17 protein-coding genes are annotated in these 21,062 nt (G+C 43.3%); 6 read left to right on the top strand and 11 right to left on the bottom strand.

Annotated elements, in window-relative coordinates:
• Positions 1-31: 31 nt before the first annotated feature.
• On the bottom strand, positions 32-3,460 hold the full coding sequence (gene ileS / locus C825_RS09785) for an isoleucine--tRNA ligase (protein ID WP_010802345.1): 3,429 nt from the start codon (positions 3,458-3,460) through the stop codon (positions 32-34).
• A 163-nt stretch (positions 3,461-3,623) separates the two neighbouring features.
• Between ileS and C825_RS09780 the strand changes: the two genes are divergently transcribed.
• Positions 3,624-3,917 carry a nucleotidyltransferase family protein gene (locus tag C825_RS09780; RefSeq protein ID WP_010802344.1) on the top strand — a complete coding sequence of 98 codons (294 nt, stop codon included), beginning with the start codon at positions 3,624-3,626 and terminating at the stop codon, positions 3,915-3,917.
• A 121-nt stretch (positions 3,918-4,038) separates the two neighbouring features.
• Entirely contained in the window at positions 4,039-4,197 is a 159-nt protein-coding gene (locus C825_RS09775; RefSeq protein WP_007657504.1) for a hypothetical protein, read from the top strand.
• Positions 4,198-4,407: 210 nt separating this feature from the next.
• Here the strand turns inward: C825_RS09775 and C825_RS09770 are convergent, their stop codons facing one another.
• The 3 genes from C825_RS09770 to C825_RS09765 form a co-directional block, all read right to left on the bottom strand.
• The gene (locus C825_RS09770; protein WP_010802343.1) at positions 4,408-5,301 is read right to left on the bottom strand and encodes a HEPN domain-containing protein; all 894 of its coding nucleotides are present in this window, start codon (positions 5,299-5,301) and stop codon (positions 4,408-4,410) included.
• 236 nt (positions 5,302-5,537) lie between these two features.
• A complete protein-coding gene (locus C825_RS27715) occupies positions 5,538-5,678 on the bottom strand; it encodes a DUF3874 domain-containing protein (protein ID WP_081615940.1) in 141 nt (46 codons plus the stop codon).
• 8 nt (positions 5,679-5,686) lie between these two features.
• On the bottom strand, positions 5,687-5,971 hold the full coding sequence (locus C825_RS09765; RefSeq protein ID WP_010802342.1) for a BT4734/BF3469 family protein: 285 nt from the start codon (positions 5,969-5,971) through the stop codon (positions 5,687-5,689).
• A 253-nt stretch (positions 5,972-6,224) separates the two neighbouring features.
• Here C825_RS09765 and C825_RS09760 point away from each other — a divergent pair, with 253 nt between their 5' ends.
• Complete coding sequence (locus tag C825_RS09760; RefSeq protein ID WP_010802341.1) at positions 6,225-6,830, top strand: HU family DNA-binding protein; 606 nt, start codon at positions 6,225-6,227, stop codon at positions 6,828-6,830.
• Between the two features lie 163 nt (positions 6,831-6,993).
• On the opposite strand, the gene C825_RS09755 is transcribed toward C825_RS09760, so the two are convergent.
• From C825_RS09755 to C825_RS09740, 4 genes are all read right to left on the bottom strand, one after another.
• Complete coding sequence (locus C825_RS09755; RefSeq protein WP_010802340.1) at positions 6,994-8,436, bottom strand: family 43 glycosylhydrolase; 1,443 nt, start codon at positions 8,434-8,436, stop codon at positions 6,994-6,996.
• 101 nt (positions 8,437-8,537) lie between these two features.
• Positions 8,538-10,229 carry a RagB/SusD family nutrient uptake outer membrane protein gene (locus C825_RS09750; RefSeq protein WP_010802339.1) on the bottom strand — a complete coding sequence of 564 codons (1,692 nt, stop codon included), beginning with the start codon at positions 10,227-10,229 and terminating at the stop codon, positions 8,538-8,540.
• A gap of 14 nt (positions 10,230-10,243) precedes the next feature.
• Entirely contained in the window at positions 10,244-13,540 is a 3,297-nt protein-coding gene (locus tag C825_RS09745; RefSeq protein WP_007657492.1) for a TonB-dependent receptor, read from the bottom strand.
• Between the two features lie 233 nt (positions 13,541-13,773).
• The gene (locus tag C825_RS09740; protein WP_010802338.1) at positions 13,774-14,790 is read right to left on the bottom strand and encodes a FecR family protein; all 1,017 of its coding nucleotides are present in this window, start codon (positions 14,788-14,790) and stop codon (positions 13,774-13,776) included.
• A 129-nt stretch (positions 14,791-14,919) separates the two neighbouring features.
• Between C825_RS09740 and C825_RS09735 the strand changes: the two genes are divergently transcribed.
• Positions 14,920-15,510 carry an RNA polymerase sigma-70 factor gene (locus tag C825_RS09735; protein WP_010802337.1) on the top strand — a complete coding sequence of 197 codons (591 nt, stop codon included), beginning with the start codon at positions 14,920-14,922 and terminating at the stop codon, positions 15,508-15,510.
• Positions 15,511-15,543: 33 nt separating this feature from the next.
• Here C825_RS09735 and C825_RS09730 read toward each other — a convergent pair whose 3' ends face one another.
• Together C825_RS09730 and C825_RS09725 are read right to left on the bottom strand one after the other, a co-directional pair.
• The gene (locus C825_RS09730; protein WP_010802336.1) at positions 15,544-16,986 is read right to left on the bottom strand and encodes a TlpA disulfide reductase family protein; all 1,443 of its coding nucleotides are present in this window, start codon (positions 16,984-16,986) and stop codon (positions 15,544-15,546) included.
• 107 nt (positions 16,987-17,093) lie between these two features.
• On the bottom strand, positions 17,094-18,230 hold the full coding sequence (locus tag C825_RS09725; RefSeq protein WP_010802335.1) for a DUF3810 domain-containing protein: 1,137 nt from the start codon (positions 18,228-18,230) through the stop codon (positions 17,094-17,096).
• A 91-nt stretch (positions 18,231-18,321) separates the two neighbouring features.
• On the opposite strand from C825_RS09725, the gene C825_RS09720 reads away from it, so the two are divergent.
• On the top strand, positions 18,322-18,585 hold the full coding sequence (locus C825_RS09720) for a hypothetical protein (RefSeq protein ID WP_007657482.1): 264 nt from the start codon (positions 18,322-18,324) through the stop codon (positions 18,583-18,585).
• The gene (locus C825_RS09715; protein ID WP_010802334.1) at positions 18,585-18,992 is read left to right on the top strand and encodes a type II toxin-antitoxin system VapC family toxin; all 408 of its coding nucleotides are present in this window, start codon (positions 18,585-18,587) and stop codon (positions 18,990-18,992) included. Before C825_RS09720 ends, C825_RS09715 begins: the two co-directional genes overlap by 1 nt.
• Here the strand turns inward: C825_RS09715 and C825_RS09710 are convergent.
• Positions 18,985-20,976: a tetratricopeptide repeat-containing sensor histidine kinase gene (locus C825_RS09710; protein ID WP_228100004.1), complete on the bottom strand. Its 1,992-nt coding sequence runs from the start codon at positions 20,974-20,976 to the stop codon at positions 18,985-18,987. The genes C825_RS09715 and C825_RS09710 overlap by 8 nt on opposite strands.
• Between the last annotated feature and the right edge of the window lie 86 nt (positions 20,977-21,062).

Genomic DNA, 21,062 nt, shown 5'->3' with positions numbered 1-21,062 from the left:
CAAGGGACGCCTTTCTTTTTTATAGAAAAAATCACTCTTTTTCGATTCGTACCGACAGATTGAAATCTTCGAAATCAAGGACGGTCGCATCGCTTATGGCATGTTCTGTTATTTCAACAGATACAGCCAGCACTTGGTTCGCAATGTACTCATTAAATTCCTTAATTGCGTCATCCATTTCATCGGTCGAAAGAATAGTCACATTGATTTTATCCGTTATATCATAACCGTTGCTCTTACGCAAGTTCTGGATACGGTTCACCAATTCGCGTGCCAAACCTTCCTTACGCAGGCTTTCAGTGACTGTGATATCAAGAGCTACGGTCAGACGGCCTTCATTGGCAACCAACCAGCCCGGGATATCTTCCGAGATAATTTCAACATCCGTACGTTCGATAGTTGCATCCTGTCCTTCCACATTCAACGTGAATGTTCCGGCAGCTTCGAAAGCAAGGATATCCTCCTGGCTCATGCTTTGGATAGCGGCAGCCAGGCTCTTCATGATCTTACCGTAACGCGGGCCTAACTTCTTAAAGTCCGGCTTGATACGTTTTACCAAGATTCCGGCAGCGTTATCGACAAACTTCAGTTCCTTCACATTCACTTCGTTCAGGATCAGGTTCTTCACTGCTTCGATACTTTCCTGCTGATGGGCATCCATAACCGGCACCATAATGGTCTGGAGCGGCTGACGAACTTTGATATTCACTTTACGACGCAAAGCCAGCACCATGGACGAAACATCCTGCGCCATCTTCATACGTTCTTCCAGATCCTTATCAATCAATGCTTCGTCATATTTCGGGAAATCGGATAAGTGGACAGACTCAACCGTCTCACGTCCGGTTACGGCAATCAGGTCGCAGAACAACTGATCGGCATAGAACGGAGCAATCGGAGCCATCAACTTGGCTATCGTTTCCAGACAAGTATATAAAGTCTGGTAAGCCGACAACTTATCGGTTGTCATACCACCACCCCAGAAACGGCGACGGTTCAGACGTACATACCAGTTACTCAGGTTATCGTTTACAAATTCAGAGATAGCACGTCCCGCACGGGTCGGTTCGTAGGTATCATAGAATCCGTCCACATCTTTCACCAATGTATTCAGCAAAGAAAGAATCCAGCGGTCGATCTCCGGGCGTTCGTTCAACGGAACATCCGGTTCCGAATAATCGAAGCCGTCCACATTTGCATAGAGTGAGAAGAATGAATAGGTATTATATAATGTACCGAAGAATTTACGGCGCACTTCATCCATTCCGTCTATATCGAACTTGATGTTATCCCAAGGAGATGCATTCGTAATCATATACCAACGCAACGGGTCGGAACCATATTGTTCGATTGTAGAGAACGGATCGACCGCATTTCCCAGACGTTTGGACATCTTATTACCATTCTTGTCGAGTACCAGACCGTTGGAAACAACCGCTTTATAAGCCACGCTATCGAATACCATTGTTGCCAGCGCATGCAGGGTAAAGAACCAACCGCGAGTCTGGTCGACACCTTCCGCGATAAAGTCGGCCGGATAAACCGTACGGTTATCCAGTATTTCCTTATTCTCGAACGGATAATGGATCTGGGCATACGGCATCGCACCCGAGTCGAACCAAACATCGATCAGGTCGGTTTCCCGTTTCATCGGCTTACCGCTTTCAGAAACAAGGATCACCTCATCCACATACGGACGGTGCAAGTCGATCTTTTCGTAATTATCCTTATTGTATTCACCCGGATTGAATCCTTTATCCTTATAAGGATTGCTTTCCATGAATCCGGCTTTAACAGCCTTTTCTATTTCGTTGTACAGTTCTTCAACCGAACCGATACATTTTTCTTCCGTTCCGTCTTCCGTACGCCAGATTGGTAACGGGGTACCCCAATAACGGCTACGGCTCAAGTTCCAGTCCTGAAGGTTTTCCAACCATTTACCGAAACGTCCCGTACCGGTGCTCTGCGGCTTCCAGTTGATCGTATTATTCAGTTCGATCATACGGTCGCGGCAAGCAGTAGTGCGGATAAACCAGCTATCCAGCGGATAGTATAATACCGGTTTGTCGGTACGCCAGCAGTGCGGGTAGTTGTGTACATGCTTTTCGATGCGGAACACGCGGTTCTGCACTTTCAGCATCATACATATTTCGATATCCAATGTTTCGTCTTTATCGGTTTTCTCCGGATCGTACGCATTCTTTACGAACTTACCCTGCCACGGATCGTAATCGGCAGCGTTCATATGAGCCTGTACATACTCCGGATCCAGATCTTCCAGCAGATAGAACTTACCGGTCATATCCACCATCGGACGTCTGTTGCCATCCTTGTCGATCATCATCAACGGAGGAACGCCAGCTGCCTTAGCCACACGGTCGTCATCCGCACCGAAAGTCGGAGCGATATGTACGATACCCGTACCGTCTTCGGTTGTTACATAATCACCCGTAATTACACGGAAAGCACCTTCGCCCGGATTTACCCAGGGAATCAGCTGTTCATAATGCATGCCAGCCAATTCCGGTCCTTTCCATTCGCCAACCACCTTAAACGGAATCAGCTTATCTCCTATCTTATAATCAGACAGTTCCAGACCGGCAGCTTTCGGATTGAAATGTGCATCCATCAAATCCTTTGCCAACACGACAGTCATCGGCATACCGGTATACGGATTGTACGTCTGAACAGCCACGTAAGTGATATTCGGACCTACGCAAAGAGCCGTATTTGAAGGCAATGTCCACGGAGTAGTCGTCCATGCCAGGAAGAATGCATCACCGAACTGTGCCATTTCGGGCTTCGGATCGAGGATATGGAATTGAGCCGTACAGGTCGTATCCTTCACATCGCGATAGCAACCCGGCTGGTTCAACTCATGCGAGCTAAGACCTGTTCCGGCTGCCGGCGAATACGGTTGGATCGTATATCCTTTGTACAGCAAACCTTTCTTATATAATTCTTTCAGCAGATACCACAGCGTTTCGATGTAACGGTTATCGTAGGTGATATACGGATTTTCCATATCCACCCAGTAGCCCATCTTGTTGGTGAGGTCTTCCCATTCTTTGGTAAACTTCATCACATCGCGGCGGCAAGCTGCGTTATAGTCAGCGACAGAAATCTTCTTGCCGATATCTTCCTTGGTTATACCCATGGATTTCTCCACGCCCAACTCAACCGGCAGGCCGTGCGTATCCCATCCCGCCTTACGGTTGACCAGGAATCCTTTCATGGTCTTGTAACGGCAGAAAATGTCCTTAATCGAACGGGCAATAACGTGGTGAATACCCGGCATACCATTTGCAGAAGGCGGTCCTTCGTAAAATACAAATGAGGGGTATCCTTCGCGGATTTCAAGACTCTTGTGGAAGATGTCTCCATCCTGCCACTTCTTCAGCACCTCTTTATTGACATTCGATAAGTCAAACTTAGAATATTCGGCAAATTTCTTACTCATTTCGCGTTATATTTATCTTTCTTCTAAAAATGCCGCAAAGTTAGTGATTTAATTCTAATTAGGCAATAAAGAAATTCGTAGAACCTGATTGGATTTTACAAAGCTAAGTAATCTCCCTTTCAAAAAAATATAACTATCTTTGACCTCATAAAAGGTAACTGCTATGAAATCGACAAATGAATACTTGACACTATTACGGCAATATATGGATTCCCATGCCGGTAAATATGGTATTGTCCGTATGGGGATTTTCGGCAGTGTTGCCCGTGGCCAGCAAACAGAAAATAGCGATGTGGATATTTGTTTTGAAGCCCCTGCGCCCAATCTTCTCACATTAGCCCGCATCAAATTTGATCTTGAAGCTTTGCTAGGATCCCGGGTCGACCTAGTAAGATTGCGTGATCGTATGGATGAGTATCTGAAACGAAATATCGAAAAGGAAGCTTTGTATGTTTGACAAAAACAGGATAGTATTAATTCATTCGTGTATTCTTGATCTTTCCTTGACTAAATAGGAGAAAGATCAAGAATAATATTTATCTTTGTATCGGATTTATAAACTATAAACAATTATTACGATGGCCAAACCGATAAAAGAGACTCCAATCATATTTGGAGAAGACGCAAAGCGTTTTAATCAATCCATTAAGGATGTGAAACCAGCTTCTGACGATGAAAAAAGACGTATAAAGGAAGCTTACGAGAATATAAAGAAAATAGCAACCTTTATGATGTGAACATGAAATTAGCAAAGTTAGAAGAATTAGAAAAGATAAAACCGTTTGATTGCGGCGACGCGGATTTAAACAATTAGTTAACAATGTCGAAGACGATACAATTCCAATGTACTATGATTTGAAAGAACTGATTTAAAAATATCCTTTCATAACGATGAGGATGCCTATATTACATAATCGAATTGCAGCAACAACAAACCTGACAAAGTTTCACAAAACTTTCTCCGCATACTCCTTAATCTTCGATTCACAAATCCGTTTTGTTATATCCCTTAACAATTCTACTTTCGGAGTTAGTTGATCGATATCCTCTTTGGTCACAACAAAATGCGGATTGTACCGGGCATCCACATAAGCAGCCTTTAATAAAGTAAAAAGCCGTTTTTCTTCAAGTGTATCTTGTGGAAAAACTGTTGCCAAATCCTCTGAATACCTTTTAGTGGAAGATGATAGTTTGGAAAGATTATGTTGCTTATTATTTCGTAAAGTATATGTCAATCGAATTGCATAGTAATAATTCTCACAGGCTTGATGAAGATTAAATGAACAAAGTTTATAATTATTCATATTCTCGTAGATAAGCTTGGTAACTCCAAGAAAATCATTTGCGTAACTAAACTTCTCATCAAAATATTCCTGCGCCTGTTCCTTTATCTCTGCATAATTTAATTTCCGGCGGCGAGCCAGTTTGTATTTACCGCTATTATACAGAACAATACCTTCCTGTTTAATCTGTGTATAGAAATATCGCCCCTCCTCCAGGTACTTATTTACTATCTTAATATCATCATTGATAAACTGAACAGGAGTATCCCGGTCAAAATCCTTTCCGGCAAAAAATATATCTTCCACGTTATCCAGAATAGTATCAGCCTTTTTACTATTGATACCACTGGTTATCACATAGATATCATAATCGGATATTTTGACGGTAGGAATACCGCCATCTTCAATCCGTATGCTACGGCGTACATAATTTCCTCTTGCATAGCTACCATACAGAATAATAAACTCCGTCTGAGGTAATCTTTTCTGTATCTCATTAACCAGAAAGTTTAAATCTTCCTGCTTGTCTTTGGGTAAATAAGCTATCGAGTCTTTCATTATGCCTGTATTATTATGTACGATAATGTCTACAAAAGTACAAAAAGTTTACTGCCGTAACTAATCAAACTTACATACATTCATTTTTTCTGAAACTGCAATACAGTTATAAACCATCTGCTTGCTCTATGCCATATATGCCGAATAAATGTTTTCCCATTTTTTCCTTCATTTATTCATCTGCAAAGTTATAACACTAAAAATAAACGCCTTGCAGATGAACAAAATGAAGAATATCATCCGATCTCTTCTACATGATACAAATTTCCACGCAAAGCGTGGCGAGAAGGATAGTTATTTCGGCGCAGTAAACGACCAAAGCCATTGATCGTTGTGCTACTGAAACTAAGGCGGCTACGCTTACGGATATGTTGCATGATCTCAGCTACTGATAACCAATCGCCTCCATCTTACCGACATCGAGAAGAACAAGACCGTTGTAGGCTGCCATTTTCATCTCTCCGTTCTTCTTCCGGTATTCGGCACCAAAAACAATCCGGGGCAGTTTACTTGCCGCCGGACAAGGACAACCCGGAGGACACTCCTCCAGTTTTTCCCGGAATTCTTCTACTGCACGACCGGACGCACGGTCCTTCATCGTATCGACTAATTCACTAAGTGAAAAGGTTTTAACGGACTTACTTCCGTCTTTATACTGTGTTACATTCATTTGCTTGTGATCCAAGGTGTATTTTCTGCTTAAAGATAAGAAAAAAACTATGGATAACAAGGCTTCTGTCGATTATTATTTATATCTTTAGTGCGTTATTCTTTCTTGTTTTTCAATTGTCATACGCTTATTCAACAGTAGTCTTACAAGCGTCCTACAGCAGTCGAACAAGCGTATGATAACTGACAAATAAGATATAAGAAAGCACTCCGGCATTACCGGATGCCTGGTTACACCTTAAAAAACAACTGATATGTGTGCAAGATATCGAATGGTTCGCAATCCGAACCCAACGGGAGATAAGAAAAAACAGGCGTTGCATCCGCGTGTAGTACCTTACGGAACAATCCGTACGAACGATCTGATAGAAGAGGCGGAAGCTCGCTCCGGAATGTCGGGAGCCGATCTAAAAGGGGCGTTGCGGGTCATTGCCGATGTGATGGCCAGCCGTCTGGATCAGGGATATAATGTCGAACTGGAGGAATTGGGCTTTTTCAGTGTCTCGCTTTCTTCGCGTCCGGTCATGGATAAGAAGGAGATCCGAAGCGAGTCGATCCACTTCAAGAATGTGAATTTCCGCTGTGGCAAATACCTGAAAAACAAACTAAAGACAATGGATCTGGAACGCATGCCGGAAGGAAAAGGTGTGTTGCCTCCTTTCGAAGAACGGGTCCGCAGGCTGACGGAATACCTGGAAAAGCATCATTATATCACTTGCGGCGATTACCGGGAACTGACGGGTTGCTCCAAGTATCGTGCTTTAGAAGACCTGAAAAAACTGATCGATGAAGGTAAATTGGAGAAAAATGGGTATCGAAGCACCAGGGTTTATTCATTGCCTTCATCTGTAGAGGGTTGATAATAAGCAGATATTACTCACAGATGAACAAATGAAGGAATTATTCCGGAAAACTTATTTTGAATAGAAGAAGTAGAAATCATTCTATTTTGAGATGAATTCAGGACTATAGTATAATGCCCAACCAGGCAAAACTATAGTCCTTTTTCCAAAAAATACCACTTCACCGAGGAGTATGGGAAGTAGAAAAAGTAAACCACTCCAAATTCATTAAGTCTTCATCCTCTGTATCCGCCGGTTCAACCGCTTTAAAAACCAGTACCAACGCATGTTTGCCTGTAACCGGTTTAATTTTTGTTTCATGAACGGCATAAGCCACTTCACCCTCCATAGGAGTCAGATCACAGACTCCAAGCAACTCACCTTCCGGACCATCCAAACGAATTTCTATCTTTGCGGCCCTGTTCTTGCCCCATGTCTTACAAATAAAACGGTCGGCATCGGTACTGGTAAAGTCATAATATTTCCAATAAGCATGATCCCCGTCACGAATACCTGCCAAATACTCTACCGGAATATCGTTATCCGGCCTGCGTACGGATACCATCACATTGCCTGACAGCAGACAAGCCCTGGCTGCATCCATCCGATAGAACGGAGAGATGGGACCGCCGATTCCCTGTGTAGTCATTTCTACTTCAGGTATCGTGCCGTCCGGATTAAAAGTGATAGGCTCCAGACAGGCTTTCCGCATAGTACCTGTTGCAGTTGCATGGGTAGGACGATGATAAGCGATATACCATTGTCCGTCGATTTCGGTGATGCAACCATGATTGTTCACCAGATTCCTGTCACTACCCCAATTATCGATAATGACCCCTCTGTATGTATAAGGACCTAACGGAGAAGTCGCTGTCGCATAATCCAACGTAGCGCAGTTGGACTCTCCATGCCGGGAATGGCTTCCATATACTAAATAATAGATGCCGTTTCTTTTGCGGACCGAGCTGCCTTCATTGAAAAAATGCGTTTTATAGGTCAGCAAACTGTCATGAACAGCTCCTTCTATGGAAAGCATATCCTTACTCAGCTTTGCCCCCCTGGCATGCCATTGTCCCCAAAACAAATAGGCCTGCCCGTCATCATCGATGAATACGGACGGGTCAATACCGCTTATCCCTTCCATTACCTTCCCATCCCTGAACGGACCATAAGGAGAAGAAGAAACGGCAACACCTTCATCTTCCCCACCTCCGGCCAGGCAATAATAGAGATAGTATTTTCCATCCCGGTAGATACAGTCGGGTGCAAACAAAAGCCTGTCGGTATAGTCGACCTGCTTCCCCACCCCTTCGGTGGCAAAGGAGAATTGCTCCACATGCCAGTTCACCAGATCGGAAGAAGAAAGCACATTATAAGAATGCGAACACCAGCTGTTACCGGGTTCGTCGCGCGAACCATAAATATAGACACGTCCGTCAGGCATTTGCCTTACTTCCGGATCGGCTATAAATACGCCCGGAGGTGCTATCGGATTCAATGCCCGATGGGTGGAGACAGGAAAGACATTTTCACCTTTATCGGCCAATGTCTTCTTTTCTCCTGGTTGACATCCGACCAGTAGTCCCACCATAAGCAGACAACCTGCCCAAAAATAGTAATTCATATAAAATCAACTGTTTTTCTAATTATGATTTAAGAAGAAGCTGTATCAAAACCCCATTTTGACACAGCCCTTCAATGTTTATTACGATGGAAAGATCCAGCTTAGTTCCATCCCGGATTTTGCGTCAACGAACCGTTGGTCAGGTCGATGTCTTTAGATGGTACCGGGAACAGGTAATGCTTGGAAGGATCGAATTTATACGTTTCCACATAGCGACGGGGAACACCATCCACGGTTACTGTCCTGTCGGTAGCACCGACACCGTCCAAACGCATAAAAGCACCATATACTTCGCCATTCATTCCCTCACCGGAGACTGCCACAGTCTTTTCAGCAACCTTCCAACGGCGAAGGTCGAAGAAACGCAGACCTTCATTTGCCAATTCCACACGGCGTTCGTTACGAACCAATGTCCGCAGTGCATCTTCCGATGTATAGTTGGCCGCCGTTACACGTCCGCCGCCACAACGATCACGCAATTGGTTGATAATACCGAAAATTTCAGAAGAAGCGGCAACCCCTTTCGTTTCGAGCAATGCTTCGGCGTGCATCAACAATACATCTGCATAGCGGAAATAGATAACATCTACACCACCGTCCAGGATTTGGACCATGGCATGATCGCTCCAGTCGCAATACTTCTTCCAGACATATCCGGTAGATGAAGGCTCTTTCGCATCATAACGTTGTCCCGGGATACTTTCTTCTGATTCCGGATCATAAAGTACCCATGTCATTGTTTTCGATTCACGAATCGTAGAAGTGGGATAGATAATAGATTGTGCCAGACGGGGGTCTCTATCTTTATAAGGATCTTTCGGATTATAAGTAGAACCATTTTCATGTATCAACCGGCCATCAGCCATCGGGTAAGCATCGATCAAACTTCCGGTAGGGGTAAGTGCACGAAGAGCATCTCCACCAGACATTTCTTTCAGGAAAAATGCTTGATTCAACCGGTTACCGGTTGTGATACTTCCACTTGTATGGGCATGTTCACGTGCCAGAATAATTTCGTCCGCATCTTCGGCATTCCCGTTGAACAGGTCGGCATAAGGTGTCTCACCGGCAGTGTTGAGCGAATATTTACCAATCAATTCCGATGTAACAGCCAGCAGGTTACTATAATCATTTTCCCATAAATAAGCACGTGCTTTCAGGGCCTTACATGCTCCGGCCGTAACACGTCCTTTTCCGAGTGCCTTACCATCCAACTCCTTAATAGCCTGGTCGAGTTGACCGTGGGCAAACGCCAGCACTTCAGCCTTGGGCGTTCTGGTCTGAATTTTGGACTCTTCTTCTGTCAACACTTTTTCAACCAAAGGTACATCTCCGTACAGGGCGACTAAACGGATATAACTGTAAGCCAGGAAAAAGCGTATTTGTCCGGTAAGCGCCTCTTTTTCCGCAGTATCCAACTCTGTACATTTCTCTATGTTTTGCAGAAACTGACAGGTCATACGGATATTGGTATAGGCATAAGCCCAATTATTATTTACAACAGAAGTGGTTGTAAGATATGAACCGTTAGCAATCAATTTTATATTGGTATACCATCCCTCCCATGCCATATGGGAATTATCAGACATCGCTTCATCGAAACAAGGATGCATTTCATATTCCAACGGGAAAGAGCGGGAATATACGTCTGCAACAAATGCACGGACATTACCGGGTGTCTGCCAAAAAGTTTCTTCCGGCAATTTATCTTCAGGAAGTGCGTCCAGCACGTCGTCACAAGAACAGAGTGCACATCCTACTAAAAAGACTATCGATAATAATTTATTCTTCATGATGATTTCAATTTTTAAAATGTAACATTAGCACCTATGCTATATACTCGTGAGTTCGGAAAAGAAGTGGTATTCAATCCGTTTTCCGGGTCAAAGACTCTATATTTTGTCAACGTGAACAGGTTGGAGCCGGAGAAATAAATCCGGGTCCTCTCTACCGGTGACTTTTCGCCGAACTTAAATGTATACCCTACCTGTAAGTTCTTCAAACGCAGATAAGAGGCATCTTGTACCCAATGCGACATATTGGCATAATTGAGGCGGTTGGCCATTGTCATACGCGGATAATATTTACCGGTAGTCGGGTTCGACGGGTCGAAAGAATCATAATAATGTTCTTCCATAGCCGTTTGAGAACCCAGCGGTTCGATAATGTCGCGTCCGAGGAAACCATCGACTTTACCTACTCCCTGGAACATGGCAGAGAAATCCAATGCCTTATAATTGAATCCCAGGTTCAGGCTGAAGGTATAACGGGGTATCTGGTTACCGATAATCTTTTTGTCGGCTTCCGTAATCTTTCCGTCTTTATCCAAATCCGCGATAATAATATCACCCATTGAGAAATTCGAGTTGTATGTCAACATCACATCTTTGTATTGTTCATATTTTTCCTGCGTGTCGGCAAGTCCCAGCGTTTGCCAACCAAACAGCGCATCGATCGGTTCGCCTTCGATACGGGTAGTCAGGCTGGATGTCGGTGACTTGTATCCGTGCATATCCAGAATTTTATTCCTTACGTCGGACAACATGAAATTAACGTTGTAACTGAAGTCGCTGTTTATCTGATCCTGCCAGTTGACAGTCAATTCCCATCCGCGGTTTCTCACCTTACCTGCATTCGAAATAGGCGGTGTGATACCCAACAGGCTGGGAGCTTCGAGGCTTAACAAAATATCATCCGTATCCCGGTTATACCAGTCGAACGTAAGACCTAAGCGATTATCGAGTACATTGACATCGAGACCGAAGTTCAGGTTCGTACTCGTTTCCCATGTGATAATGTTATTACCCATAACACTTTCCGTCATTAATGATTGTACAGTACCATCGAATAAATAAAAACGGGTACCGCCACCTACAACAGCATACGTAGACATACTCAGATAATTATCGATACTCTGGTTCCCCAGCTTACCCCACGATGCACGCAGTTTAAGGTTCTGCACAGCACTCTTAAGCGGACTGAAAAAAGATTCTTCAGATATTCTCCAGGCAGCCGAAAAAGAAGGGAACGTACCCCAACGATGTCCGCGGGCAAATTTGGAAGAACCGTCACGACGAACATTCGCTTCAAACAGGTAACGATCTTTGTAAGAGTAATTCAATCTACCGAATACAGAAGTCAAGGCACTATAGGTCTTATTTCCTGTGGCCGTAGCTGTGGCGGCATCACCCGGATCGATCACTTCGAAATCATCGGTCGGGAAATCTTTTCGTGAAGCTGAGGTTGTATTATATCTGAACTGTTCGCGTGATGCTCCCAACAATACATTAATATCATGGTCGCCGAATTTTTTCATATAATTGGCCGTAGCACTTAAGGTCAGGTTACGGTTGCGATACCAGGTATCCGTCTTGGTATTACGAGCCACGAATATATTCTCGCTCTGTCCGGCCGGTTCGAAAGCATCGTAAATAACTTTCTTTTCAAACTTGTCCACATAAGATGTTTTACTTTCGTAGCCTAATACGCCCTTCAGGAACAATGAGTTCTCGAACAGTTTGATTTCAGGCGAAAGTAACAACGACAACTTATCCGTTTCATATCGTTGATAACCATATTCATCAGTCGTCATACGCACCGGATTCTTCGGTGTAGAGTGGAACGACCAGGTACCATCCGAATATTTAACCGGCATATTGGGGAATGAACGTGGTGCGTAATAATAGGCATAACCAAGTCCCGGACTCTCTTTGCTGACATCATTGATATAAGCAATGTTTGATTGAATAGTAAGCCAATCAGCCAGGTTAGCCGTCGTATTCAAACGAGTATTATAACGTTCGTATGACGACTCGATAATACCGTCCTGTTTTGCATACCCTACTGTTCCGACATACTGCACGCGGTCGTTACCTCCCGTAATAGAAATATCATGAGTATGTTGTAAAGCTGTATGTAACAGTTCATCGAACCAATCGGTATTCGCTTCATTATGATCGATATCTCCTGTACCATTCTTCATACGATCGATCTTATCCTGCGGGAATAGTAATGTCGTTCCGTCAGGCAATGCTTTGCCGTCGGCCAACATTGCACGGTTGTACAACTCCGCATACTGCCAACCTGTAGCCGATTTTGGCTGACGCGTAGCTTGTTGCCAACCGACATTTCCGTTATAATTCACTTGCACTTTACCTTCTTTTCCTTTTTTCGTTGTAATCAGAATTACCCCGTTGGCAGCACGTGAACCGTAGATAGCAGCCGAGGCCGCATCCTTCAATACCGATATGCTTTCAATATCGTTAGGTAAAACATCAGCAATGCTCATCGACATACCGTCTACCAATACGAGAGGACCTGCGTTTTTCCACGTTCCTACCCCACGTACTGTGATGGTCGGATTACTCGATCCGGGTTGTCCGGACGACTTCACGACTGTCAGACCGGGAACCAAACCTGCCAAAGCATCCTTCATGGTTACGATCGGTTGACGTTCCAGCTCTTCACTCTTAACAGATGATACCGAACCGGTAAGATTTATTTTCTTTTGTACGCCATAACCTACGACTACTATTTCATCCAATGCTTGCGAATCCTCTTTCAACACAACATCCAGATGATTCTTACCGCCCAAACGAAGTTCCTGAGGGACATAACCGATATAAGAAACCTGTATGACTGCATTTGCCGGCACTTCTAAAGCAAAATCACCATCGATACCGGTAATTGTTCCTATAGTCGTACCTTTTACAGACACATTCGCACCGATAACAGGTTCACCATGTTGGTCTTTGATAACACCTGTAACTTTTTTATCTTGATTAATTTGCTGAATTTCCTGCTTCTCTGTCGACAGGATTATCTTTCTATCCACTACCGAATAGCGCACATCCGTACCGGCAAACACTGTTTCCAGCACTTTAAATATATCGCTTTTCTTAGCTACGACAGAGACTCTCCGATGCAGATCGACATGTTTGATATTGAAGAAGAAAGAGAAATCTGATTGTTCCTCGATCTCATCCAACACTTCTTTTACCGTTTGGTTCCGCATCTCCAGATTCACTGTAGCCTTCTGTGCATAGCTGTCTGTTGCTTGCGCCAAACCTATGGAACATAATAGTAAGAAGACTGATAACTTCATAACTCTCGGTATTTTATTTAAGATAAACCGCAGAAACTCTGCTACCCAAAACTGTTGGGTATTAAAATGTTTTTGCATAACTTTGTACTGATCTAATTAATAAAAGTGATTTACTACTGCTTGTCGCCAAACAAGCGTTTTAAATTAATTCTTTCCATCCGGTGAAATACGCCAATATTTCTCCGGATGTTTTTCTTTAGGGTGGTTTACTTTTCATGATCTTTTCAATTAGATTAATAAATTTCTATTCTCGCTCTCTCATTTGTCGTATTCTGGGTATCCAGATAACGCCATTTTATATTCGATGATATTTTAAATATTTCCAATATACGTTCCAGACGCTGGTTTGTGAAAGTACCGTTGAAGGCTTCACTACGAAGGCGGTCATTGGATAATACGAAGTTTACATTAAAACGTTTCTCCAACATCCGCAATGCTTCCGGTAACGGAGTTGCCAGGAAAACGATCTTTCCGTCTTTCCAGGCAGTCTCTGTTTCACCACTTGTCCGAAGCAGCTTAACCTGAGAAGAGGTTGTATCATACAGCAGTTTTTGTCCGGGTTTCATCTCTACCGTAGCAAGTTTCTGATTCTTCTGATAAGCAAAGCGGACTTTCCCTTCCACCAACGTTGTGGAGATAAACGAATCTCTCTCGAACGCTTCCACATTAAAAGACGTTCCCAGGACTTCAATCTGCGTTTGACAAGGACCGGATACGATAAAACGATGTTCAGGATCTTTCTGTACTTCAAAGAATGCCTCTCCTTTTAGTTGAACATTTCTCTTTTCTCCACTGAAAGAAGAAGGATAGGTCAAAGAAGATTCCGAATTAAGATAAACTTTGGAACCGTCAGGAAGGTCGACAGTCGTCGTCATTCCCGGATTTGTTTTTATCTCGATCATCCGGGCAATCTCAGTCCGGGGAGTAAAGTGCTCGATGCCCCAGATAATAAGAAGGGGAACAAAGAGAATAGCTGCCACCCGCTGTACCCAGGTAAACCAGTTTACGAGCGAACGTTCCTTACTCATTTTACGGTTGACGGAGGCCAAAGCCCTCTCTGTATTCACCTGCGATTCCATCCGCACCGTGCCCATTGCCTGATCGATGGCATACATTTGTTTGACAATCCGGTAATTATCTTCCGACTGCCCGATCCATTCCTCTACCATCCGGCATTCTTCTATCGTTGCCTCACCGGAACAATACCGGGGAAGAATCTCTTCTATCTTATCTATATTGAATGTTTCCATCTGCACTTTTATCCCTGTTTATATATTAGACAAGAGAACTACGACAGATTACTAAACGGGAATCCACTTTTTTTTGATATTTTTTTTCTACGACAAAAAACCTACCTTTGCAACCAGGGAGAAAGTGATATGAAAAATACCTCACAAGCGATAGATGATTCATTTCTGTTATCAGCCATGCAACATGGGGATAAAAAGGCTTATGGTACCTTATTCAGAAGATACTATCCGATGTTATGTACGTATGCAAATCGATTTGTCAGTCTGGAAGATGCCGAAGAGATCGTGCAGGATGTCATGTTATGGTTATGGGAAAATCGGGAAATACAAACCTTCAATACCTCCTTCTGCCAATACCTGTACAAGGCAGTCTACCACAGATGCATCAATCAACTTACCCGCCAACAGTCACAACTGCGGGCAGAAACGCGTTTCTACGAATATATGCTGGAAATGCTACAGGATACCGATTTCTATCAAACGGAAGAGCTGAAAAAGCATATCTTTGAGGCAATACATGCCTTACCGCCCAGTTACCGGGAGGCATTTGTAATGCATCGCTTTGAAAATAAAAGTTATAAAGAGATTGCCGAAATCCTGCAAGTTTCCACCCAGACGGTAAATTACCGTATCCAGCAAGCCTTAAAACAGTTACGGGTCAGTTTAAAAGATTATCTACCGATCATCTTCTTATTACTCCCCAAAAACCTGCTTTCTTAAAGGCTTACTGAATTGTAAGGTTAGATTTCAGAATCATTCACCGGCTTCCCGTAACTGTTCCGCCAGTTTATCCATATCTTCCGGGCTGGCTGCTTTCTTGAATTGCAACTCTCCCTTCTTATTGATGATAGCGCAATGAGGTATGTATAAGGCACCGTTATTTCCGAATGTATTGTAGATATCCATCTTGAAAAACTCATTAATAATAACGTGGTCGCCCTTCAGATTATAATACCCGGCCATCTTCTTCCACAAAGCGGCATCGGTCGGACGGTCGATAGAAACATACAACAATACGATGTCATTCTCTTTCGCATATTGTTGCAAAGGTTTCACATGGGCAAAAGACTCACGACAAGGACCGCACCAGGTAGCCCAGATATCGATAAAAATAACTTTGCCGGCATATCGGTCGGTTATCTCTTTAAAGGAACGCACACTATCGGTGTTCAGTATATGAATGTCTTCGGGAAGCTCCTGGTTGTTGAATGCGATATTTTTCTGTATCGCTTTTTCCAATGCCCGAGTCAGCGTGCTACCCGGATGCAATTCTTTAAACTGTTCGTATAAAGCCGGTATCCCCGTTGAATAACTCTCGTTCGAAGCATCTTCAAGGATCACGTTGGCCATGGCGACTTCCTGTACACGCCCTTTCAGATTGTTTTTATACCAGTCGAAAAGTTTCTGCTTGCCTTCATTCCGGTCTTTGGGCTGCTGTTTTGTTTTCATGTAAAGTTCTATACCGGCTACATTGGATATCACATCAGCAAATGCTTCGGAAAAGACATTCTCCGGCTGACTGATATCCGCATATGCCAACATTTCCGGATAGACGGCCTCCCACTCTTTCTTTGTTTCTTCCGTACCCTGATAGTTAATGCCAAAATATTGGTTCATAAAGGCCAGCAACATCTGCATACGAACGTCTTGTATCGCCCTCTTTTTGAATACATCATCCACCCCTGTAATCTTTTGCTCTATTCCCGACGCATAATCCGTCAGTTTCTGATAGACGGAAGAGGCTACTGTATCCTTTGCTACCTGGAAAGCATCGCCTCTTCGTGCTCTCAAATTAAAGACTTCTTCCTGTAAACGGGAAAGTTCTTTTACTATTTCATTTTCTTTTACCAACGTATTTTCAATACTCAGGTTATTTTCGAGGGATGCGTCGATATCGAGTACATTCTTTCCCGGTTCAGCATAAACCGTTCCCAGGTATTTTTGCCCATAGATATAGAAAGATATCTTCTCATTTCCTTTAGACGGAAGAGTGATACGATACGTACTGTCGGCTTGCAGAAACAAGGTATCCCTTTGTGTCGCATTGTATATACCATCCATTGTCGGCCGATAAACAATCGTATTACCGGAAAGATTCGAAACTTTACCTTCAAGGATTATCGATTCCGGCGAACACCCCGTTAATCCCCAAATAGCTATACCAGCCAATACACATCCCAGTCTTTGATTTTTCATCTTATTAGTTTTAGATATTTGCTACATAATTGATATATGCAAAAGTAGAGAATTATTTTAATCCATATCTACCGTTAGGTATTTATTTCTGTTGGCTTGTTACGCGATCATTTTTCTCGTGAGGAAGCATCCAGAGCCATTAAAAGAGCGACCACTTCCGAATAATTCTGACGGCCGGAAGGAATGTTGTTTCCTCTCAGGAACCAGTTGTAGACCGTATCCTGTATATCACCGATTGTCGGGCTATACAACGTTTGCCAGTAAGCCACTTTACGATTGTAGGCATCTTTCACATCCGGAGAGATCGTTTCTTTCCAACGGTTGAATTCCTCTTCCGGCAACAACTGGTACGCATTGCCCAGCACATAAGGCAACAAACCGAAATAAGCGGAGAAACGTATTTCCGGTACTTCGGAACGTGAACATGCCAGAAAGCCGTACAGGTTTGCCTCCGCCTCATTGGATATGCCCAGTACATGTGCCATTTCATGAGCATAGGTGAAAGGATACTGGACCGGAAGCAGATCCGGATTCAGATTGTATTCAATAAAGAACGGTCCCATATATCCCAGTACGCCGACACCACTCATCAGGGCCGGAACCAGCATCGGTTTCGGATGCAGGTAAGCCGTCGGCCGGACCAGGCTGAAACGTCCCGCTATTTCCCGGTAGCTTTTCTCCACCTCCTTCGCCACGACCGCCTTATCGACCTTCCCGACAGGAACAAAAGAAGCATTCAATGCCTCCGTGTAATCAGCCAGAAACGAACGGAAGTTATCCTCCGAATAGGCTGCATAAGGCACCTCCGCCCGGGCATAGAAGTTCATCCTGAAATAATTCATCCCCCAGGCCATATAGAACCAGACATATACCCAAAGCAAAAATTCCGCCATCCGCCCGATGGTCCTCAACCACGGACGCCGTTTCACAATCGCATAAACCAGATAGACTACCAACCCTGCAATACTGCCATAAATGAAGCAATCGCCGATCGAGAAAGGGAAAAGAGAAGAAAAACGGGACAACACCGCCGAAAACACCGGATAAACCGCACGGGCATACCACTCTCCCATCACAGGAGAAGACATGGTCGTCCAAATAAACACCAGCAAAACCACCAGTACAACCCAGCGCAAACGTATATTTTTAATCACATCCTTTACATTCATCATGCAAACAAAGATAGATAATCCCTTTTCACTCTCCAAACGGATTATGAATTTATACAGAGTTAATTTCCCCATTTACCATCTACTTTAAAACAAAAAACAACATAAATATACCGCCACTTTAAAACAAACGAGCTATCTTTGTAAAAAAGAAAGGAGAAACTTTATGGAACAGGCATTAAATCCCGTAGATTGGTATATGAAACTGTTGGCTCCATTAAGTCCGGATATAAAATTAGACTTAATCAGCAAATTGTCTGAATCTTTAAAAGACACGCATACATATTCAAAAAAAACCTCATCCAAATCTTCCGATTTCTTCAGTGCATTATCAGGAGCTTGGGAAGATGATACTTCTGTTGAAGATGAAGTCCGGAAAATCAGGGAAAGCAGAACCAGTAACCAAACTCGAATAATAGACGAATTTTAATGAAAACTAAAGGTTATCTGTTAGACACCAATATCTGCATATCTATGCTTAAGAACAAATATGGTGTTCGCGAGGCGATATTAAAAGCCAAAGCTGAAAATTGTTATGTATCTGAAATAACTTTAGGAGAACTCTATTTTGGTGCATCATTCAGTGACAATAAAAAAGAACGTTTAAAAGATGTTGCCTTTATAGTAGACCGTTTCAAAGTAATTTCCGTTTCAGGAACATTACCTTTATTTGGGGATATCAAAGCTAATTTGAAAAGAAAAGGAACATTAATTGATGATTTTGATATCTTAATAGGATGTGCAGCTATTCATAACAACTTAATCCTGGTTACAGACAACATAAAACATCTGGAAAGACTGCCTGGAATTTTCATCGAAAACTGGACAGTTAGATAGGATGCACAAATATAAACCGTGCCCCGCCGGTATAAGCAGGATCGACAGTTAGCGTGCCACCGAAAAGTCCGGCGATCGTACGACAAATAGGCAGGCCCAGACCGGCTCCCTGCTTGAATTCATCCACCTTTTCGAAACGATTGAAGATGCTTTCCTGTTTGTCGGGAGGTACACCGCAACCGGTGTCCGTGACAGAGAAAATAACTTGCATCTTCTCTTTGTCGACCTGATAATCGAGGTTGATCTCTCCCTGAGCGGTGAATTTGGCGGCATTGGTCAACAGGTTCAGCAATAATTGCTGCAAACGAAGTATGTCGGTCTTCATGACAAAATCCTTTTCCGAACAGGTCAGAGTCAAGTTTACACCCGGCTGTATTTTCTGCTGCACACTCTTTTCAACATCCTTACAACATGCATAAATATTGCACTCTTTGAGGTTCAGATTATAAGACCCCGATTCCAGACGCGATAGGTCGAGAACGTCATTTACCAGGTCGAGCAACAAGTCCGAATTATTATTGATGATCCGGATAAACTCTTTCCTTTCTTCCTCGTCCGCATCTTCCAGCAAACCGGAAAAGCCGACGATCGCATTCAACGGCGTCCGTATCTCATGGCTGATGTTGGCGACAAACGCAGACTTCAGCCGGTTGGATTCCTCCGCCTGTTCTTTGGCTATACGCAGTTTATCAGTCGTATCGATCAATACCCCGCGTTCCTTTTGCAAGTCATCCTTCAGTTTGCGGACATGGTAAACGTAACGAAGTAAAAAAGAGAACAGCAACAACAGCACACCGAAAAAGACAAGCGAGACAGTCAGTTGGGTTTGCTTTTGAGATAACTGTTCCTTCTGGTAAACCAGACGTTGCTCCTGTATTTTCTGTTCATTCAGATCATGCAGTGTACGGAGCTGGTTTAGCTGGCGGGTGAAAGCCTTAACATTTATCTGTTCTACAAACGTCAGCAGTTGATCGTAAAAGACCAGCGCCTCCTCTTTCTTTCCGGCCGCTTTCAGTATCTCAGCCTTCAATTTAAGAGGTTCGGTAGAATAATCGACAGACAATACTTTATCTATTTCACGGATCGCCTCGGGATACTTTTTCACATAAAAATAATACCGGGCCATCGCCAGGTTGTATACCGAGATCAGAAAAGGGTCATTCCTGTTCGTATCGTCCACATAGGAAAACGCCTGTTGCATAGCCTTCTTCGCCTCTTTCGGTTTATCTTCTGCAATATATAAGTTCGTATAATAGGAATACAAGAAACAATACTTCTGCCGGAACGGATAATTCATCCATTTAGCTGGTCGTTCACTCTCCATCATATGTATTACAGACTCATAATAAACAAGGAGCGACCTCATTTTCTCCAATTCATTAAGCCTCAGGTAAGCAATCAAGAGGAAGGGCGTCAGTTGCATTTCATAATCAGGTTGCCCCCCGGACTCTTTCAGCAAGCTCATCCCTTTTTCAAGAGCGGTCGCAGCATCCCGGTCGCGACCGATCATGATATAAATCAACCCCAAGTATTCATTACTCGAGATAGTCCCTTGCAAATTACCGGTCTCATCCGAGAGCATCTGAAGACGCACGGCTTCATTCATCGCCAACTCGTATTCTTCATTATTCAGGTAATAACGACAATAATAATTCAGGAAATCAAACGCCTCATGAGGAGTTTCCTTGCGAACCTTCGTTACCGAATCGAATATCCCTCCCCAATATAGCAGGCTATCCAATTTATTCAGGTTGCAATAATAACGTCCCAATCCGGAAAGGGCATAATAATAATGATTCATAGAATCGACCGGAGCCGCCGTTTCCATGAGTTGTTGCAGATAACCGACTTCTTCCGGCGTTTCCCAGTTCAGCCGAGACAACTCGAACAATGACTTTAGTTTCACTTTCACATCCGTTGTATTCCGAAGAACGGACAACAAACTATCCTGACCTGATTTCTTTTGATTTTCAAAACTATTCATACCCAAACAGTAATCAAATCCACTCAACAAGATCAGATTAACGATAATAAAAAACCCTCTTACATATATGCATTTCTTCCTCATAA

The organism is Parabacteroides sp. ASF519 (genome assembly GCF_000364265.2).
Classification (GTDB): domain Bacteria; phylum Bacteroidota; class Bacteroidia; order Bacteroidales; family Tannerellaceae; genus Parabacteroides; species Parabacteroides goldsteinii.
The sequence above is the reverse complement of the archived record's forward strand: the minus strand, read 5'-3'. Positions and strand labels throughout refer to the sequence as shown.

Bases quoted from the DNA above. Each gene is read 5' to 3' on its own strand.
- C825_RS27715 (WP_081615940.1), bottom strand. From the start codon at position 5,678: ATGCAACATATCCGTAAGCGTAGCCGCCTTAGTTTCAGTAGCACAACG.
- C825_RS09710 (WP_228100004.1), bottom strand. From the start codon at position 20,976: ATGAATAGTTTTGAAAATCAAAAGAAATCAGGTCAGGATAGTTTGTTG.
- C825_RS09775 (WP_007657504.1), top strand. From the start codon at position 4,039: ATGGCCAAACCGATAAAAGAGACTCCAATCATATTTGGAGAAGACGCA.
- C825_RS09740 (WP_010802338.1), bottom strand. From the start codon at position 14,790: ATGGAAACATTCAATATAGATAAGATAGAAGAGATTCTTCCCCGGTAT.
- C825_RS09760 (WP_010802341.1), top strand. From the start codon at position 6,225: ATGTGTGCAAGATATCGAATGGTTCGCAATCCGAACCCAACGGGAGAT.
- C825_RS09770 (WP_010802343.1), bottom strand. From the start codon at position 5,301: ATGAAAGACTCGATAGCTTATTTACCCAAAGACAAGCAGGAAGATTTA.
- C825_RS09755 (WP_010802340.1), bottom strand. From the start codon at position 8,436: ATGAATTACTATTTTTGGGCAGGTTGTCTGCTTATGGTGGGACTACTG.
- C825_RS09780 (WP_010802344.1), top strand. From the start codon at position 3,624: ATGAAATCGACAAATGAATACTTGACACTATTACGGCAATATATGGAT.
- C825_RS09725 (WP_010802335.1), bottom strand. From the start codon at position 18,230: ATGGGGAAATTAACTCTGTATAAATTCATAATCCGTTTGGAGAGTGAA.
- C825_RS09745 (WP_007657492.1), bottom strand. From the start codon at position 13,540: ATGAAGTTATCAGTCTTCTTACTATTATGTTCCATAGGTTTGGCGCAA.
- ileS (WP_010802345.1), bottom strand. From the start codon at position 3,460: ATGAGTAAGAAATTTGCCGAATATTCTAAGTTTGACTTATCGAATGTC.
- C825_RS09735 (WP_010802337.1), top strand. From the start codon at position 14,920: ATGAAAAATACCTCACAAGCGATAGATGATTCATTTCTGTTATCAGCC.
- C825_RS09750 (WP_010802339.1), bottom strand. From the start codon at position 10,229: ATGAAGAATAAATTATTATCGATAGTCTTTTTAGTAGGATGTGCACTC.
- C825_RS09720 (WP_007657482.1), top strand. From the start codon at position 18,322: ATGGAACAGGCATTAAATCCCGTAGATTGGTATATGAAACTGTTGGCT.
- C825_RS09765 (WP_010802342.1), bottom strand. From the start codon at position 5,971: ATGAATGTAACACAGTATAAAGACGGAAGTAAGTCCGTTAAAACCTTT.
- C825_RS09730 (WP_010802336.1), bottom strand. From the start codon at position 16,986: ATGAAAAATCAAAGACTGGGATGTGTATTGGCTGGTATAGCTATTTGG.
- C825_RS09715 (WP_010802334.1), top strand. From the start codon at position 18,585: ATGAAAACTAAAGGTTATCTGTTAGACACCAATATCTGCATATCTATG.